We start from the raw sequence: 17,985 nt of genomic DNA, 5'->3' as shown, positions 1-17,985 counted from the left end.
AAATGTAGTGCCCGAAGTCGCAAATGTAGTGCCCGAAGTCGCAAATGTAGTGCCCAAAGTCGCAAAGGCTCAGTAATTATAGCAGATATAATAGTATTAATAATATTAATTAACTCAGTGTAATCTCTATTGGCTACTTTTATACCATACAAGGTAATACTGACTCATACAATATTAAAATTTGGTATGGAGTCAGTTGCAATGAACACAGTATTAGATTTGACCTTTTCGATTCCCGGATACAATCTCGTCGAGCAACTTTATTGTGGTTCTAGGACAATAGTATATCGGGCAATACGAGAGTCAGATAGCCAATCAGTAGTCATCAAACTCCTTAAACGAGAGTACCCTACTTTCCATGAACTATTGCAGTTTCGCAATCAATACACCATCGCCAACAACTTAGAGATTCCAGGAGTTGTGCGTTTCTTGTGCTTGGAACCATACCGCAATAGTTACGCCCTAGTGATGGAGGATTTTGGTGGCGTTTCCTTAAGACTATATGCCCAAGACCAATTACTTTCGGTAACTGAAGTTTTGGAAATTTCCCTACAACTAACAGATATTCTTCACGAACTCTACTATCATCGTGTCATTCACAAAGACATCAAACCTGCCAATATTCTGATTCATCCCCAGACAAAACAAGTCAAGCTGATAGATTTTAGTATTGCTTCGTTGCTACCAAAAGAAACCAGCGAAATCAAAAATCCCAATGGGTTAGAAGGAACATTAAGCTATCTGTCACCAGAACAAACAGGAAGAATGAACCGGGGTATTGACTACCGCAGCGACTTTTATTCCTTGGGTGTTACTCTCTATGAATTGCTAACTGGGCAACTTCCTTTTGAGTCTAATGAGCCAATGGAATTGGTGCATTGTCATATTGCAAAATTTCCAAATCAATTAGGAGATAAAAGGGAAGAAATTGGGCAAGTCTTGTCAGATATTGTGATGAAATTGATGGCAAAAAACCCAGAAGACCGCTATCAAAGTGCGTTGGGACTGAAATTTGATTTAGAAAATTGCTTGATGCAATTACAGCAAACAGGAAAGATCGCTCCTTTTATTATCGGTCAACGGGACGTGTGCGATCGCTTTATCATTCCCGAAAAATTATATGGTAGAGAAAACGAAGTTGAACAACTACTAGCAGCCTTTGAACGAGTTAGTCTTGGTAGCAGCGAACTGATGTTAGTTGCAGGTTTCTCTGGAATTGGTAAAACTGCCGTCGTTAACGAAGTTCACAAACCAATTGTCAGGAAACGGGGATATTTTATCAAAGGTAAATTTGACCAATTTAATCGCAGTATTCCTTTATCTGCCTTGGTGCAAGCGTTTCGGAGTTTAATTGAGCAAATTTTAACCCAAAGCGATCGCCAAATTGCACAATGGAAAGATAAAATCCTTGGCAAATTAGGTGAAAACGGACAGGTAATCATAGAAGTTATTCCTGCATTAGAAATAATTATAGGCAAACAACCACCGATACCAGATCTATCAGGAACTGCCGCCCAAAACAGATTTAATTTATTATTTACAAAATTTATTCAAATATTTGCAAATCAAGAACATCCCTTAGTAATCTTCTTGGATGATTTGCAGTGGGCAGATTCGGCTTCTTTGAAATTTCTGCAATTATTAATGAATGAAGCAAGTCTGGGATATTTATTATTAATTGGAGCTTATAGAGATAATGAGGTATCAATAGCACATCCTTTAATGTTGGTGTTGGATGAGGTTCGTAAAACTGGTGCAAAAATTCAGACAATTAGCTTGCAACCACTTCCTTGTTTGAAATTAAATCATTTAGTTGCTGATACGCTTGTGTGCCGAGAAGATGTGGCATTTCCGCTATCGCAACTGGTATATCAAAAAACTCAAGGTAACCCGTTTTTTAGTACACAGTTTCTCAAAGCTTTACATCAAGATCGGTTAATTGAGTTCAACTTAGAGTTAGGCTGTTGGCAATGTGACATCGCCCAAGTAAATCAGCAAGCCCTAACAGAAGATGTAGTGGAATTTATGGTATGGCAATTGCGAAAGTTACCTGAATCTACTCAATTTGTGTTACAGTTAGCTGCTTGTATTGGAAATAAGTTTGATTTAAAAACATTAGCGATCGTTTCTCAATTATCAGAGCTAGAAACCGCTGCTGCTTTGTGGAAGGCATTACAAGAAGGGTTAATTTTGCCGCAAAGTGAGGTTTATAAATTTTATCAACAAGAGTCATTTGTCAATAGTCATTTGCCATTGGTAGACGAACTACAACCAATAACCAATGACCAAGGACAAATGACCATTACATATAAATTTTTGCACGATCGCGTCCAACAAGCTGCCTATTCCTTGATTCCAGATGACCAAAAACAAGCAACGCACCTGAAAATTGGGCAATTGCTACTCAAAAATACAAAAGCCACAGAACAAGAACAAAACCTGTTTGAAATTGTCAATCAACTCAACACTGGCAAATCCCTAATTCTGGAACGTTCGCAGCAAATCCAACTCGCTGGACTCAATCTCAAAGCTGGACAAAAAGCCAGAGTCGCAACAGCCTACACCGCAGCTTTGGAGTATTCCACCACAGGCGTCTGTTTGTTGAACCTTGGCGAGGAAGAGTCTTGCTGGCAAACACAGTATGACCTCACCTTACCACTCCATGAACTAGCAACAGAAACCGCCTACCTCAGTGGTGATTTTCAACAGATGGAGCAATTTGCAGATATTGTTCTCCAACAGGCAAAAACTTCCATCGACAAAATGAAAGTTTATGCTATTAAAATCCAAGCTGAAATGGCACAAGCCAAAAAGCTCCAAGCTGTCAAAATTGGGTTAGAAGCTTTGGAATTAGTGGGAGTAAGTATACCCGAATCGCCGAATTCCTCAGACATTCAGCAAGCACTTGCTCAAACTGCAAGTAATCTAAATGGCAAGAATATCGAAGACTTGATTAACTTGCCTTTGATGACAGATATCGATAAACTAGCAGCTGCAAGGATATTAAACAGTATTGGTACTGCTACTTATCAAGCCGCACCCGAAATATTTCCCTTGGCGATCTGCAAACTGGTAAACTTATCAATTAACTACGGCAATTCAGTTTTCTCAAGCTATGGTTACGCTTGTTACGCTATTCTCTTAAATGAAAATTTTCAAGATATTGAATTGGCTTATCAATCCAGCAAATTAGCCTTAAAGTTAGCAGAAAAATTCAATGTCCCAGAGATGAAAGCATCTGCATTTATGGTGGCGGGATGTTCGACAATTTTTGGCAAAGCTCATGTGAAAGAAACATTACCAATTTTATGGGATAGCTATCAAAGCGCACTGGAAAGTGGCAACTTAGAATTTGTTGGTTATGCTGCCTTAACGAAATGCCAAAATTCATATTTAGTCGGGAGTGAGTTAACTCTATTACAAGAAGAAATGGCAACCACAAGTGATGTCTTGGCTCAACTGAAGCAAGAAAATATTTCATGTATACTAGGCATCTATCAGCAATCAGTTCTGAATTTATTAAATCCCTTGGGAAATTTATGCAGTTTGCGAGGTGAAATCTGCGATGAAGAAACTTGTTTATCACTGCTGAATAATGGTAGCGATCGCACTGGTATTTACCAGTTATATTTCAACAAACTCATGCTTTGCTATACGTTTGGAGAATATCAAAAAGCATGGGAAAATGCACTACTAGCTGAAGAGTATTTAGATGCAATCCAAGGAACTATATTCGTGCTAGTATTCAATTTTTATGATTCCTTAGCGCACTTAGCAATCTATTCATCAGTGCCAGATTCAGAAAAAGAATATATCTTAAGTCGAGTCACAAACAACCAGCAAAAGATTCAGCTATGGGCCGACCATGCACCAATGAATTTTTTGCACAAGTTTTATTTAGTCGAAGCAGAACGAGAGCGAGTGCAAGGTAACAAAGCCAAAGCTATAGAATTTTACGATCGCGCCATCGAAGGAGCTAAAGAGAACGAGTATATCCAAGAAGAAGCGATCGCTAACGAACTCGCTGCTAAATTTTACCTCGACTGGGGCAAAGAGCGCATCGCTGAGAATTATTTAATTGCAGCCTACTACGGTTATGCCCGTTGGGGTGCAAAAGCCAAAGTTGCTAACTTAGAACAACGCTATCCGCAATTGTTAGTAACAATTCTCGAACAGTCTGCTACAGGATTTACAGCTACTGAAACTGTCTATGCCACTGAAAGCCGATTTATTTCTCAAACTTCTTCATCAGGCAGCGGTAGTGGTGTATCTACAGCTCTGGACGTGAGTGCTATCCTCAAAGCCTCTCAAAACCTATCGAGCCAAATTCAACTCGATAAGCTACTGTCAGTGCTGCTAGAAATCGTCACCGCAACCGCAGGTGCAGAGAAATGTGTGTTGATGTTGCTCGATGGCAATCAACTCAATATCGAGGGAGTGGCTCAGGTTGGGCAACCTGCGGTGGTTTTGCAGTCCATACTGCTGTCAGAAAGCAAGGATGTGCCTGCGAGTCTGGTTAACACCGTCAGACGTAGCTTAAAACCGACTGTAATTGCGAATGCGATGGAGCATCCGTTGTTATTAGCCGAGCCTTACATTTTACGCCAACAGCCCAAGAGTGTTGTGTGTACGCCAATTTTACATCAAGGCAAACTGCTTGGTGTGCTGTATCTGGAGAACAATCTAGTAACTGGGGCATTTACCCATGAGCGCGTTGAACTGCTGAATTTACTTTGCACTCAAGCCGCCATCTCTTTGGAAAATGCCAAACTCTATCAACAAGCGCAACAAGGAATACAAGATTTACAACAGGCACAGTTACAAATCGTGCAAAGCGAGAAAATGTCTGCACTGGGTAACTTAGTTGCTGGGGTAGCTCATGAAATGAATAATCCTTTGGGTTTTATTGCTGCCAGTCTTAAACAAGCTAAACCCACTCTTGCTGATATTGTTGAACACTTGAAACTATATCAAGAAAAGTTACCCAATCCAGGGGATGAAATTAGAGACCATGCCGAAGAAATTGACTTGGATTATAGTTTAGCAGACTTACCCAAGATGATTGATTCCATGACCATCGCCTGCGATCGCTTGAAAAATATCAGCACCAGTTTAAGAACTTTCTCCCGTGCAGATCGAGATTACAAAGTGCGTTTCAATATTCACGAGGGTATAGATAGCACAATTTTAATTTTGAAACATCGTCTCAAGGGAAATGAACAACATCCTGCGATTGAAGTAACCACAAATTATGGTAATCTCCCACAAATTGAGTGTTTTCCAGGCCAATTAAATCAGGTATTTATGAATATCTTGGCTAATGCCATTGATGCATTAGAAGAAGCAAATCATGGCCACTCTTTTGAGGAAATCAAATCCAATCCCAACCAAATTAAAATTACAACTTCAGTGGTAGATAAAAATGTCAAAATTACTATTGCTGATAATGGTAAAGGAATGAATGAATCAGTCAGACAAAAAATATTTGACCATTTATTTACTACTAAAGGTGTTGGCAAAGGTACAGGTTTAGGTCTGGCGATCGCCCATCAGATTGTGGTAGAAAAACATGGCGGGACTCTGGATGTAAATTCTACACTAGGCCAGGGAACTGAATTTACTATTATCATACCGATTCAGGCTCAGGATTAACCCAGGGCGATGGCATTGCAATCCTAATTTTTAATTCGTAATTAATAAATTGCTTAATTACGAATTATTCTGTGACAGCTTTGCTAATCAGCATCGCAAAGTCTTATACCAATTCACGAAAATTCTGATACAAATGATTAGTCTTTAAATTCTTTCCCCCTGCCCCCTGCTGCCTATTTGTATCGATTTTAAAGTGAAATGGTTAGGACTTACGCACTGAAGCCTGAAACATAGATCCCCCCTAGCCCCCTTAAAAAAGGGGGAACCTCTAAGCCCCCTTTTTAAGGGGGTTGGGGGATCTGAGTGCGTAAGTCCTGATGGTATGACTGTGGCTTGAGCTTCAATACGGGCTGGCTGTGGGGCGCACGATAATCTCGTTGACATCTACATCGTCTGGTTGGTCGATGGAAAAGGCGATCGCTCTGGCGATGGCCTCAGCCGGAAGTGCTATCCTCCGGAATTCCTGCATCCCTTTGCCGGCTTCAGCGTCAGTGATACTATCGGCCAGTTCGGACTCAGTTACACCCGGCGAAATTACTGTCACACGAATGTCGGTATTTTCCTGGCGCAGTCCGTCGGAAATCGCCAACACAGCGAACTTAGTAGCTGAGTAAACGGCAGAGGTTGGCCAAACGGCGTGTCCACCAATGGAGGACAGGTTGACGAACTGGCCAGACCCCTGGCGTTTCATCAGGGGCAGTCCGGCGGCGATGCCATTGAGTACGCCACGGATGTTCACGTCGATCATCCAGTCCCATTCATCGACCTTCAGCGCTTCTAGCTTCGAGAGTGGCATGACGCCGGCATTGTTAACGATGACATCAACGCGCCCGAATTTGCTCTGGGCAAATTCTACAAAGGCTTGGAAGTCAGCGCGACGAGTGACATCGAGAGTCTGGTACTCTGCCGAGCCGCCCTCAGAGCGGATTGCAGCCACAAGGGTTTCTAGGCGCTCAGTGCGCCGTGCGCCCAGCACGACGTGGATACCCTTGCGAGCCAGTAGACGTGCTGTTGCTTCGCCAATACCGCTGCTTGCACCTGTAATTAGTACGACTTTTTGTTGGTTGGTAGTCATAAAAAGGTATTAATTAGTTGAGGTATTTAATAGTTCGCTATTGCGCGGAACCTTGGATTGATTGGATGTCCGGCACACTCTTAATTTAAGAGAGTCAAAGCCTGGTACGGTAATCTGAACCTGCTGAATTCTTGCCTAATCCTGCATTCTTTTTCTTACCTACGCTGAAAAGATGGGCTGACAGAAGTGGTTGAATATATTGCGATTGCCCTGAATGTTAGTCTCATAAAAGATTTCCAATGAGATTATGGAACAGACAGTTAGAAAGCAGCAGTCCGAGTTAGCCGCTTTAATTGCACAGAACAGCAACGCAGATGGTGTCCATGCCACGGCGATCGAGCGGTTGTTTTTAATCCGCTCCTCGCAACCAACCGCGCCTCTCCATGCCCTGCATGAGCCTGCTTTGTGCATTGTCGCTCAGGGCAAGAAGCAGGTGATGTTGGCGGACAATTTGTATGTTTATGGACAAGATCAATGTTTGGTGGTGTCTATCGATCTGCCTGTGGTCGGTCAAGTGATTGAAGCGACGCCAAGCGTTCCCTATCTATGCCTGCGGCTAGATTTAGATCCGGGAGAACTCAGTACACTGATGATGGAGGCGAAACTAGACGCTCCTGATAACCAACAACCAGAACCGGGCTTGTCTTTGAGTCCTGTTAGTCCCCAACTGCTGGATGCAGCCATCCGACTTGTACGCTTGTTAGAAACTCCGCAAGATATTGGTATCCTCGCGCCTTTGGTTGTACGAGAAATTCTTTACCGTTTGCTATCAGGCGAACAAAGTGCGCGATTGCGACAGATTGCTCTAGTCGATAAACGACTCCACGGGATCAGCATAGCGATTAACTGGCTCAAATGGAACTATGAAAAGCCATTTCGGATTGAGGCGATCGCTCGTGAAGCCTGCATGAGTCCGTCATCTCTTCATCATCATTTTAAATCTGTCACTGCCATGAGTCCTTTACAATATCAAAAGCAACTCAGGCTCCAACAAGCCCGTCGCTTAATGTTGGGGCAGGGCATGGATGCCGCAACAGCTAGTCATTACGTGGGTTATGAAAGCCCCTCACAGTTCAGCCGTGAATACAGTCGATTGTTCGGCGCACCACCGTTGCGTGACATCGCTCGGCTAAAAAGTGGTCAAGAAACGTAAAAGCGAGTGGGGAGTAGTGGCAAAAAGAAATTTATCAACAAAAAAATAAATCAAAAATTACCCGGTATCAGCTCTCGACTTTCTGAAATAAACATTGTACAAAACAATTAAACAGTACAGGATGTAAGTTGCATGGGTCGAAAAATTAGCAAAGTTCTTAAACAGTCTGGAGTTATTCCTTATAGAGTTAACAACGGTAAAGTCGAAATATTGTTGATTACAACTCGTAATCAACAGCATTGGGTAATTCCCAAAGGAGATATTCCTTCAGGAATGAGTCCGCCCGATTCAGCAGCCAAAGAAGCATGGGAAGAAGCAGGGGTGATTGGGCAAGTGGACGCCAATCAATTGGGCACTTACAAATACCGCAAACAAGGCAAAGCCTACCGAGTCAAAATGTATTTATTGCCAGTGGATATTCTGAGTGAAGATTATCCAGAAGCAACTAAAAGAAAACGCCAGTGGGTAGAAGTTAATCAAGCTATCAGGTGTATCAAGTTTAGTTCTCTCAAACGAGTCATGAAAAGTTTTTTTCAGGTCAAATCTTCCTCTTGTGCATTTCGATGCTAATTCCGGATTCAGAATTCAGAATTCAGAAGTCATACTATTTTTGATTAGGGATTTTGCAAAAAGTTTGAGCGGAGGTTTACTCCGCTCAAAGCTTTTCAAGACAGATTTTGGATTCTCAAAGAGTTATAGCAATTCTCTATAAAGATGCGCCAAACTATATGAGGAACTAACCGCAAAGGGCGCATTCGCGGAGCGTCTCGTTAGAGAAGAACGCAAACAAAGGAACAAAGAAGAAGCTAAGAGAATTTGCCGCAGCCTGACAAACAAATGGTATGAATTCTACTGTAAGTTTGCAAACTTATCTGTTGCCTCAATCAAAGCACTACAAATTCCTGGTTCACTCATAGAATGTCCAGCATCTGGAATCACAATAAATTCGGCTTCTGGCCAAGAGCGATGTAATTCCCAAGCTGAGATCATCGGGCAAACTACATCATAACGTCCCTGAACAATTACTGCCGGAATATGGCGGATGTGCTCAACATTTAAAAGTAATTGATCTTCTGTTTCAAAAAATCCTTTATTCATAAAATAATGGCATTCAATACGAGCAAAAGCTGAGGCAAATTCACTGTCGCCGAATTTTTGCATGAGTTCTGGATCGAAAAAAAGTCTACTTGTGCTAGCTTCCCAAATTGACCAAGCACGCGCCGCTGTCAATTGAATTTCTAAATCTGGACTAGTCAAGCGTTTATAATACGCTGCAATTAGATCGTTACGCTCATCTATGGGAATTGGTTTTAAATATTCTTCCCAAGCATCAGGAAAAATATAGCTAGTACCTTCTTGGTAGAACCATCGCAACTCTTTTTGCCTGAGCATAAAGATACCACGAAGAATTAGTCCCGTGCATCGAGAGGGATGGGTTTGACTATAAGCTAATGATAAAGTGCTACCCCAACTGCCACCGAAGACTGTCCATTTTTCTATGTTTAAATGTTGGCGCAGTTTTTCGATATCACTGACTAAATCCCAAGTAGTGTTTTCTCTTAATTCAGCATGGGGTTTACTTTTACCGCAACCACGTTGGTCAAACATCACCAGCCGCCATTTTTCTGGGTGAAAATATTGGCGATAAAAAGCTGGACATCCACCACCAGGCCCTCCATGCAGCAAAACGATGGGTTGACCTTGGGGGTTACCGGACTCTTCAAAATGAATAGTGTGCAGGTCAGAAACCTGTAAATTTCCTTCTCGGTATGGTTCGATCGCTGGGTAAAGTTCTCGCATTTTAGATATCCTATCAGGAATATAATCAGGGACTTACAAAGAATAAATTGTCCCAAAGAATAAATTTCTCAGCATCTAAGTAATAATAATTATTATTTTGAAGGGGTAAAAGAGCAGCTGCCGCTTTAGTCTGAAATTTGTATTGATTTTGCCAATCGCTCTGGGTGACGTTTAAAAGATTCTTGGATAGATTATAGTCAGCTAAACGTAAATGACGATGCTCCCAATGGTCAGTTACCTTACTTTGGTTTTTTTGAGCAAGTTTGGTGGGTAAAGATATTGGGTGTTTGGGAATGGCAGAGTGCGATCGCTACTGTTTCTTGGTGGCGATTATCTGTTGCTTTGTTCTCTCGCATTCACACTTGTCAAAAATAGAAATTACAGTAGTTTTCATTTAATTGAACTACATTAGAATTTACCCACAGGTAACGGAAAATAGAACCGCAGAGGACACAGCGAAAAGGATGAGGGGGTTCCCTGCACTCATAACTTTTGAAGACAGAGAGCACTGATAAATCAGAGTGTCAGAGAGTTGTTGCGTAAGTCATACACATATATTGTAGGGAAAGAGTAATGCTGTACCCCTAGCGATTGGTCTACTTACTTTTCAGACAAATTTTTTAATATTTGGAGTGACTCAAGTATGGTTAAACTACCGATATACTGATCGCTTTGGAATACCGCTCAATGCATAGGAATACTAAAAGATTTGCTGCTATTTTTGTGTTGGTGTTTTCTCTAATTCTTTCTTTCAACTTTGCTGTCGTTGCTCAAGATACTCCTGATGTTCCTTCCCTGAATTTTGCACCATCTCGGACTTGTTCAGTTCCTCCTAATCTCAGAACTCAACAAGTTGTTGGCGACAATGGTGGTAGACAAGTTAAGATGGGCGATCGCATTAAGGTTAGAGTTGAAGGATTGGCAGCAGCCACAAATTCGGCGACTAAAGGCAATCCATTCGATCCTCGGCAATTAGTCTTGTACTTGAATGGTTATGAACTAGAAGATGTATACGCACAACCAACCATCGTTATCGTTGAGGATAAAGATAAAAAAAGAGTCGTTGATGAGAATTGGTTGGCCTTTCGACTTGAACGTAATGATCCATCTGAAGACGTGTGGAACGCCCTGATTGGTAGAGCTAGTAACTACAGTATTAATGTGATAGTTGGCGTAGGCTGTCCCAATAAAATTGCCATTCCAGTCAGCGATCCTCAATCACCTCCGCAAATAAGGATAGTTCTGTTATCGTGGCGCTTTTGGCTGTGTCTTCTTCTACTTTTGGCTGTTGCTATATTATTCACTAGGTATTGCCGAAACACTCTTCGTAGTTCTGGCATAGAAGGAGTTTACTCGAAAAAAGAGGTGATAAATGGTGAGGAATTGTTAATACCAGAACAAGTTAACACTGAACCTCAACAACGGAAAAGCCGCATTGCTCAATTCTTTCTTGGTCGAAAAAAAATTAATCAAAATCCTTTCAGCCTATCGGTATCTCAACTGGCTTTTTGGACATTAATAATTTTTGGCTCTTACATGATTATCTATGGCATAACAGGAGATTATACCAATATTTTAACCCAACAATCTCTAGTATTATTAGGAATTAATTCCGTAACGGCGTTTGGTAGTTCGTTAATTGATGGACAGGGAGATGATAAGAAAAGAAAGGGTACTCAACGTGTTTCTGAAGGATTTTTCCTAGATATATTATCAGATATTAATGGAGTCAATTTTCATCGATTTCAAACATTCATTTGGACAGTGGCGATCGGACTATTCTTTATTTGGGAGGTCGTAAAAAATCTGGCAATGCCAGAATTTGATGAAACACTTTTGACGCTACAAGGAATTAGTTCCGCTACATATCTGGGACTGAGAGGACAAGAGCAGCATGGGATGGTAAAAGCACCAGATCAATCTACATCCCAAAAAGATAACTCATACGAACAACAGCCAATAGCAGAAACATACAATTCACCGGAAAGCGCAGAAACAAACAATCCACCAGAGAGCGATTATTCTAATACTTCTGGTTAAATAATTGAGAATTAATTTAAGGCTTAGATCCCCGACTTCTTCAAGAAGTCGGGGATCTTTTTGTTCAGCAATGATTAATAATTTTAGATATTCAGTCAGATTGGCAATTATACCTTGTATGGTAGTTCTGCACCCTGTTTCCGATTTCCTAGACTGGGATTTTGCTGTTAGTGACTCATCGCCTAGTTATTACTATCAAGGATGGTGTCCTCAAAGTGGCGATCGCTTAATATTACCCCGCACTCCATTGTCCGAAGCGATCGCCCACGGATTAATGCAACATCTTGCCAAAGATGACTGTTATTCTTATGAAGGCAAAATGTATGGAATATTATTAGTTGAATTGCCTAATGGCGAACAACGGGTACTCAAAGCTTTCTCTGGTCTTTTGTATGGTTGTAGTGTGGTTCAGGGCTGGGTGCCACCAATACCTGGAAGAGACGAAGTTGCTTTCCAGGAAGCCCGCACTTTGGGAGAGTTAGACGCCATCAAGCAAGAAATCCTCACCTTGAAGCAACTCAACGAACGCCAGCAGTACGAAACTTTGTGTGGTGAGTTTGAGCAGCAACTACAAGCAATGAGCGATCGCCATCGCCATTGCAAACATCAACGACAACAAAAACGTCAGCAAATCTGCAATACTCTCACTGGAGAAGCCTTGACTATTGCCCTTGAACAACTCGACGCCGAAAGTCGTCAGCAGGGAATTGAACGACGACAACTTAAACGCCAGCAAAATGAAGTATTGCAACCCCTCCAGCAGTTGATTACAGCCGCAGATGCGCGAATTCGAGAACTCAAACAACAGCGTAAAGCACTGTCACGAGAATTACAAGCTCAGATGCACGCTAGCTACAGCCTGACTAATTTTGCTGGGCGATCGCGATCGTTGCAACAATTGATGCCAGAAGGCTCACCCACGGGGACTGGAGACTGTTGTGCCCCAAAACTACTCCATTATGCCGCTACACATCATCTCAAACCGTTGGCAATGGCAGAATTTTGGTGGGGAGCGTCTTCAGTAAATCAAGATAAAATCCAGGGAGAATTTTATGGAGCATGTGCCGAACGATGTCAGCCATTGATGGGGTTTTTGCTCTCTGGCTTGAAACCTAACCCCCCAGCCCCCTTCCCTAGCAGGGAAGGGGGAGTAAGAAGCCCCTCCCCTGATAGGGGAGGGGTTGGGGGAGAGGTGACTTTTATTTATGAGGACGAATGGCTGATTGCTGTGGACAAACCGACTGGACTACTTTCGGTACCTGGGCGTTATGGCGATCGCCAAGATAGTGTTTGGAGTCGCTTGTGTAATCTGTTACCTGATGGTGTGACGCTTGCATCTGTGCATCGATTAGATCAAGAAACATCTGGTATTTTGTTGTTGGCACGCGATCGCCAAACTCATCGAGAACTCAGCCAGCAGTTCCAGCAGCGACGGGTTCACAAGGTTTATGAGGCTTTACTTGCAGGTTTTGTGAGAGTCGAGCAAGGTACAATTGAATTGCCATTGTGGGGAGATCCTGAAAATCGCCCTTATCAGCAAGTTGATTGGCAGCGCGGTAAACCGAGTTTGACACAGTTTCAGGTGATGGGGAGGGAAGGAGATTACACCCGCGTAGAGTTTACGCCCCTAACAGGACGTACCCATCAATTGAGAGTTCACGCGGCAGATGTGCAAGGACTGGGGGTGACTATTTTAGGCGATCGCCTTTATGGATGCCGTGCAAATGCTAATCGGTTATATCTACACGCTAGGGAACTTCGTTTCGAGCATCCGCGATTGGAACAAACTCTTCATCTCCAAGTAAAGACACCGTTTTAAATTTATCATTATGAATACCGTAATTACACCAGAAAAAATCGAGTTGCCAGCCGGTGCGGTGTTGAAACTTTTGGGATCTTGGGAAGATTATCAAGCACTCAGTGAGCAACTTGGCGATCGCAGTTTGCCTCGGATTAAATATCGAAGAGGAGAGATTTTGTTAATGACACCGCTACCAGAGCATGGAAGAGATGTCAGCTTGTTGGCGAATATTGCTCAGGTTTTGCTAGATCGTTTAGAGCAAAGATACGATTCATTTACGCCAATTACCATGAGTTTGCCACAATTTAGCGGTATCGAGCCTGACTATTGCTTTTATATTGAAAACTGGAGAGCCGTGGTAGGTAAGAAGCGTATCGACTGGCAAAACGATCCTCCACCAGATTTAGTAATTGAGATAGATGTTACTAGTTATACAGATATTAATGATTATCTTCCTTATAAAGTGCCAGAGATTTGGCTGTTAAAAAATAAGCAGTTATTAGTTTATAGATTGCAGGGTGAAAGCTACGCAATTACACAAAGCATTTACTTTCCTAACGTTGCAGAAATTGTGCAGCAATGCTTTCAAATTGCAAATGAAGAAACAACAAGTGAGGCGATTAAGTGGTTAAGAAACTTTTTAGTTGGGTAAGTAAGCAACTATTAGCGATCGCTAGTATGCTACTATTTGCCAATAAGATTATCGTACTCTGCGTGCGTGCCGATCCAAAACCATAAAATCCCCTTTTGGACTTCTACACCCAATGCTCGGTAGTTTTGTCCGACTCTGACTGATCAATACTTGCCAACTTTTTTGAAATGTAGGGATGGGTGAGATGGATCGGCTTTAAGCAACTCATAGCATTGATCGGCTGTCCTTTACACATTTTCAGGTAGAGCGTCGTAAGATTCCCAAAACCGACGATTAGTGTAGTGCATTAGATTTCTCGATAGCGACCAGCTTCAAAATCAGCGGTCGCTTCTTGGGCTAAATCGTCCAACTTGCCATCTTCAATGTCTTTTACTAACTGTTCATCCCAGCGTTGATTATCCAAATCTGAAAACCATTTTATAAGTTTTTGGAATTCATCAGGCGGAAGCTTCAGAATAGCAGCTTCTATTTGCTCAAGTGTCATAATTGCCTTTTGGTTGGTGATTATAATCCAATACGGTTGAGAATGAGCAACAAAACCCTCATGTAGAGACGCGATAAATCGCGTCTTCAAAGACCAATTATTTATACCAATAACCCTTAACTGAACCGTATTACATTATAATCCTAGTCTAATCAAGATAAACCTTACATCTAAGAATAAAGACAGTGTTTTGACACATTACCACTAAGAGAAAATCTTCTCTATCTTTTACCGAACAATTGCTGCTTTAATCTTCTTACAAATATTCATCCAAGCTTGATCCTCTTGTGCAGAATTCAGGCTTTTTAAAGGTTGATTGGGAGGGTGCGCTGATTGATACTTTTCAATTTCTGTTTCTTCATAGCCGCTATAAGTCAAAGGTATCCAAATAATCGTTAGTCCTTCGGCTTCAGCCGCATCTAATAATGGGGGTAACTCATTATCAGCAATAAAATCTGATGCTAAAAAATCAGGGCTAACTAACAATACTGCCACTTTGGCTGCTGCTAAAGCATTTTCAATTTCATCGCGCCACTTTGCACCAGGTTGAATTTTACTATCGTCCCAAGCAACCAAAGTTTGGTTGCGGATCATTGGTTTGAGGTGTTTCTGAAGTTTGGTAAGCCAGTGTTGATCTTGATAACTATAGCTGATGAAAACTTGATTTCTGGTTATAGGTTCATACATAGGGATTTGCGGATTTTGTGAAGTCAAGAAAACATCATCAATTAATCTACGGACATCCACCATCAGACGACCTTTACGGCACTGGATTTGGTAATCACCAGCATCCCGAAATTCGTACAGTTCTTTTAGAGGGTAGGAATAAGGCATTTGACTCTCTTTACATTTATCACAGTTACAGGGAACAAGTGTTTGATATTGTAAACGTTCGTAAGACTTATGGATTTTCTCCATTTCATGGGTAATTACTGTTAGCAGTTCTTTCTTGCGTTTTCCTGCTACGCGGACTTTAATTTCTCGTTGATTATATTGTTCAATAACTTCTGCACGAGTTTGCTCTTTACTGAGAACAACACCTGTTTTCCAAACGAGGGATTGTTGTTCAATTAAAGAATGCATTTCGACGATAAAGCGAGTAATAATACCTTTCGGCATGAAATCATAAGTGTAGCGCAGGATGAGATTGTTAGATTCATCCCAGTTATAATCAGGCTGATTGGTAGAAAGTAGGTGAGGTGCAATATAATTTTCGGGATTACCTGGAATTTCATAGCACAGCTTAAATCGCATCATCAAATGTAGCAGTTCGTCTTGCATATCGGCATACTCTACGTCTTGCCAAATATGTGCAAGATCCTGCTTAGAAAAACGACCTTTGTTTTTTATGACTTGCTGATTATCCAGAACTTTGTAGACGGCGCTGGTGCCCCATTCCGGTTTGAGAATGACAGTATTTTTTAAAAGTGCATCGCCCTGAAAGTGCAGACAAACCCCAAGATCGTGTAGATAGCGGCTCAGTTGCAGCATGTCTTTACGGTCAGTTAAACTATTGACTCGGCAAAGGCTGTAATATTCTTCGACGCTGATGTAATTGCGGGAATAGTTTTCTAGGGCGGCTCGAACTCTCACCCAGAGTTTTGGTAAAGGTGTACCCACATGGGGAAGCTTGCTGATGTATTGCCTAATAGTGTCTTTTATCTCGGCTAAACCTCGATTAGTGTCTAGGTTAGTTGTAAGAGTTTCCTTAAGGTTAGTAAATTCTCCCCGCAATTGCCGTTCATTGACTTGGCACTGACGGTCTTGTTTTTCATTTTTGATAATTAAGACAGGGCTATTGTCACTCAACAGTTCCACAACCTTGAGCCAGTAAGGAAAATCTGTGTTTTCTTGGCGAGTATCAGCAACTAAAGCATATAGAGAACGTTCAGTAAGGAAAAACTGGTGCGTATGATGGTAGATTTCTTGTCCGCCAAAGTCCCAGATGTTAACACGAAAATCTTGCCCACTAGGCAGTGTGAATTTCCACTGAATAACATCAATGCCTGCGGTTGATTTTTCTTCTGGTTGGAGTTGGTAGGTTTCATCCTTGATTTTCTTGGCTAAAGAGGTTTTACCTGCTCCCCCTTCGCCAACAATCAAGAATTTTGCCTCGTATAAAGGTTCGGTTTCAGTTGGATCTTCGACTCGGAAATAGAAATCGAGAATTTCATTTACATCGCCGGGGTCTTCATCTAAGTTCTTCGACCCCAAAATCTCAGGTGGAATGGGGACTGGATTTCTACGAAGATCCAGTCTTTTTAGGTTTGGCAGTTGCCTGATTTCCCTTGGCAGACTGCTCAGTTGATTATTGTCGAAGTAGAGGGATTGCAGGTTGGTGAGTTGTCCAATTTCCCCTGGCAGACTGCTCAGTTGATTGCCGCTGAGGTTGAGAGTTTGGAGGTTGATGAGTTGTCCAATTGCCGTTGCCAGACTGCTCAGTTGATTTAAGCGGAGGTCGAGGGATTGCAGGTTAGTGAGTTGTCCAATTGCCGTTGCCAGACTGCTCAGTTTATTAAAGCTGAGGTCGAGGGATTGCAGGTTGGTGAGTTGTCCAATTTCCCCTGGCAGACTGCTCAGTTTATTGAAGTAGAGGTAGAGGGTTTGCAGGTTGGTGAGTTGTCCAATTTCCCTTGGCAGACTGCTCAGTTGATTGTCGCTGAGGTTGAGAGTTTGGAGGTTGATGAATTGTCCAATTTCCCCTGGCAGACTGCTCAGTTTATTAAAGCTGAGGTGGAGGGATTGCAGGTTGGTGAGTTGTCCAATTTCCCTTGGCAGACTGCTCAGTTGATTTCCGTAGAGGTAGAGGGATTGCAGGTTGGTGAGTTGTCCAATTTCCCCTGGCAGGCTGCTTAGTTGATTGTCGTAGAGGTCGAGCCATTGCAGCTTAGTAAGCCGCTGAATTTCCGCTGGCAATGTTTTTAAGCCTTTGCCAGAAAGGTCTAATTCTGTCACCTTGTCTTTGGCAGCTTGTTCAATAATTTCCAGCAGTTCTTCGTTAGTCATTTGGGGTTTTATTAAGGTGATGTCTGACGACGAGTTTCTGCTTGGACGCGCAGCAGAGAAATTGAGCTAATTAATTAATAATGTAGCCTGTATCAAGGATTGCATTAGCGCGTAGGCGTAGCCCGTCGTAGACATCGCCCTCTCCTGCACGTCTAAACTCCCCCTCAAAACCTCATCATTTCACTTCTGAACTCGAAGCTTGCACCTTTTAACACGAACTGTCGAGTAAAAAGGTTAATAGTTTGACCTTTTATCCTCGGCGTTGCACCTTTTATCCTCGACGTTGCACCTTTTATCCTCGACGTTGCACCTTTTATCCTCG

General features: G+C 42.1%; 10 protein-coding genes and 1 pseudogene. 6 read left to right on the top strand and 5 right to left on the bottom strand.

Translation table 11 applies throughout. From position 1 onward, the window contains the following. Window positions 1–201 precede the first annotated feature (201 nt). Window positions 202–5,652 (top strand): AAA family ATPase, encoded by a 5,451-nt coding sequence (locus tag ACM0OY_RS35170; protein WP_414573385.1) that lies wholly within the window; start codon window positions 202–204, stop codon window positions 5,650–5,652. Between the two features lie 340 nt (window positions 5,653–5,992). Here the strand turns inward: ACM0OY_RS35170 and ACM0OY_RS35165 are convergent, their stop codons facing one another. Continuing rightward, window positions 5,993–6,727, bottom strand: coding sequence for an SDR family oxidoreductase (locus tag ACM0OY_RS35165; protein ID WP_414573384.1), 735 nt, complete (start codon window positions 6,725–6,727; stop codon window positions 5,993–5,995). Between the two features lie 247 nt (window positions 6,728–6,974). Between ACM0OY_RS35165 and ACM0OY_RS35160 the strand changes: the two genes are divergently transcribed. Both ACM0OY_RS35160 and ACM0OY_RS35155 read left to right on the top strand, forming a co-directional pair. Next, window positions 6,975–7,880 (top strand): AraC family transcriptional regulator, encoded by a 906-nt coding sequence (locus ACM0OY_RS35160; protein ID WP_414573383.1) that lies wholly within the window; start codon window positions 6,975–6,977, stop codon window positions 7,878–7,880. A 132-nt stretch (window positions 7,881–8,012) separates the two neighbouring features. Then, complete coding sequence (locus ACM0OY_RS35155; protein ID WP_414573382.1) at window positions 8,013–8,450, top strand: NUDIX hydrolase; 438 nt, start codon at window positions 8,013–8,015, stop codon at window positions 8,448–8,450. 279 nt (window positions 8,451–8,729) lie between these two features. Here the strand turns inward: ACM0OY_RS35155 and pip are convergent, their stop codons facing one another. Further along, entirely contained in the window at window positions 8,730–9,680 is a 951-nt protein-coding gene (gene pip / locus ACM0OY_RS35150) for a prolyl aminopeptidase (RefSeq protein WP_414573381.1), read from the bottom strand. Between the two features lie 687 nt (window positions 9,681–10,367). On the opposite strand from pip, the gene ACM0OY_RS35145 reads away from it, so the two are divergent. From ACM0OY_RS35145 to ACM0OY_RS35135, 3 genes are all read left to right on the top strand, one after another. Next, the gene (locus ACM0OY_RS35145) at window positions 10,368–11,720 is read left to right on the top strand and encodes a hypothetical protein (RefSeq protein ID WP_414573380.1); all 1,353 of its coding nucleotides are present in this window, start codon (window positions 10,368–10,370) and stop codon (window positions 11,718–11,720) included. A 118-nt stretch (window positions 11,721–11,838) separates the two neighbouring features. Continuing rightward, window positions 11,839–13,539: an RluA family pseudouridine synthase gene (locus ACM0OY_RS35140; protein ID WP_414573379.1), complete on the top strand. Its 1,701-nt coding sequence runs from the start codon at window positions 11,839–11,841 to the stop codon at window positions 13,537–13,539. A 10-nt stretch (window positions 13,540–13,549) separates the two neighbouring features. Then, window positions 13,550–14,173 carry a Uma2 family endonuclease gene (locus ACM0OY_RS35135; RefSeq protein WP_414573378.1) on the top strand — a complete coding sequence of 208 codons (624 nt, stop codon included), beginning with the start codon at window positions 13,550–13,552 and terminating at the stop codon, window positions 14,171–14,173. 32 nt (window positions 14,174–14,205) lie between these two features. Here ACM0OY_RS35135 and ACM0OY_RS35130 read toward each other — a convergent pair. From ACM0OY_RS35130 to ACM0OY_RS35120, 3 genes and pseudogenes are all read right to left on the bottom strand, one after another. Continuing rightward, window positions 14,206–14,460: pseudogene (locus tag ACM0OY_RS35130) on the bottom strand (hypothetical protein). Continuing rightward, window positions 14,460–14,657 carry a hypothetical protein gene (locus tag ACM0OY_RS35125; RefSeq protein ID WP_414573377.1) on the bottom strand — a complete coding sequence of 66 codons (198 nt, stop codon included), beginning with the start codon at window positions 14,655–14,657 and terminating at the stop codon, window positions 14,460–14,462. Before ACM0OY_RS35125 ends, ACM0OY_RS35130 begins: the two are co-directional and overlap by 1 nt. Window positions 14,658–14,885: 228 nt before the next feature. After that, complete coding sequence (locus ACM0OY_RS35120; RefSeq protein WP_414573376.1) at window positions 14,886–17,663, bottom strand: COR domain-containing protein; 2,778 nt, start codon at window positions 17,661–17,663, stop codon at window positions 14,886–14,888. Between the last annotated feature and the right edge of the window lie 322 nt (window positions 17,664–17,985).

Source organism: Nostoc sp. CCY 9925, assembly GCF_963920935.1.
Classification (GTDB): Bacteria; Cyanobacteriota; Cyanobacteriia; order Cyanobacteriales; family Nostocaceae; genus Nostoc.
This window is presented reverse-complemented; position numbering and strand designations above follow the sequence as displayed.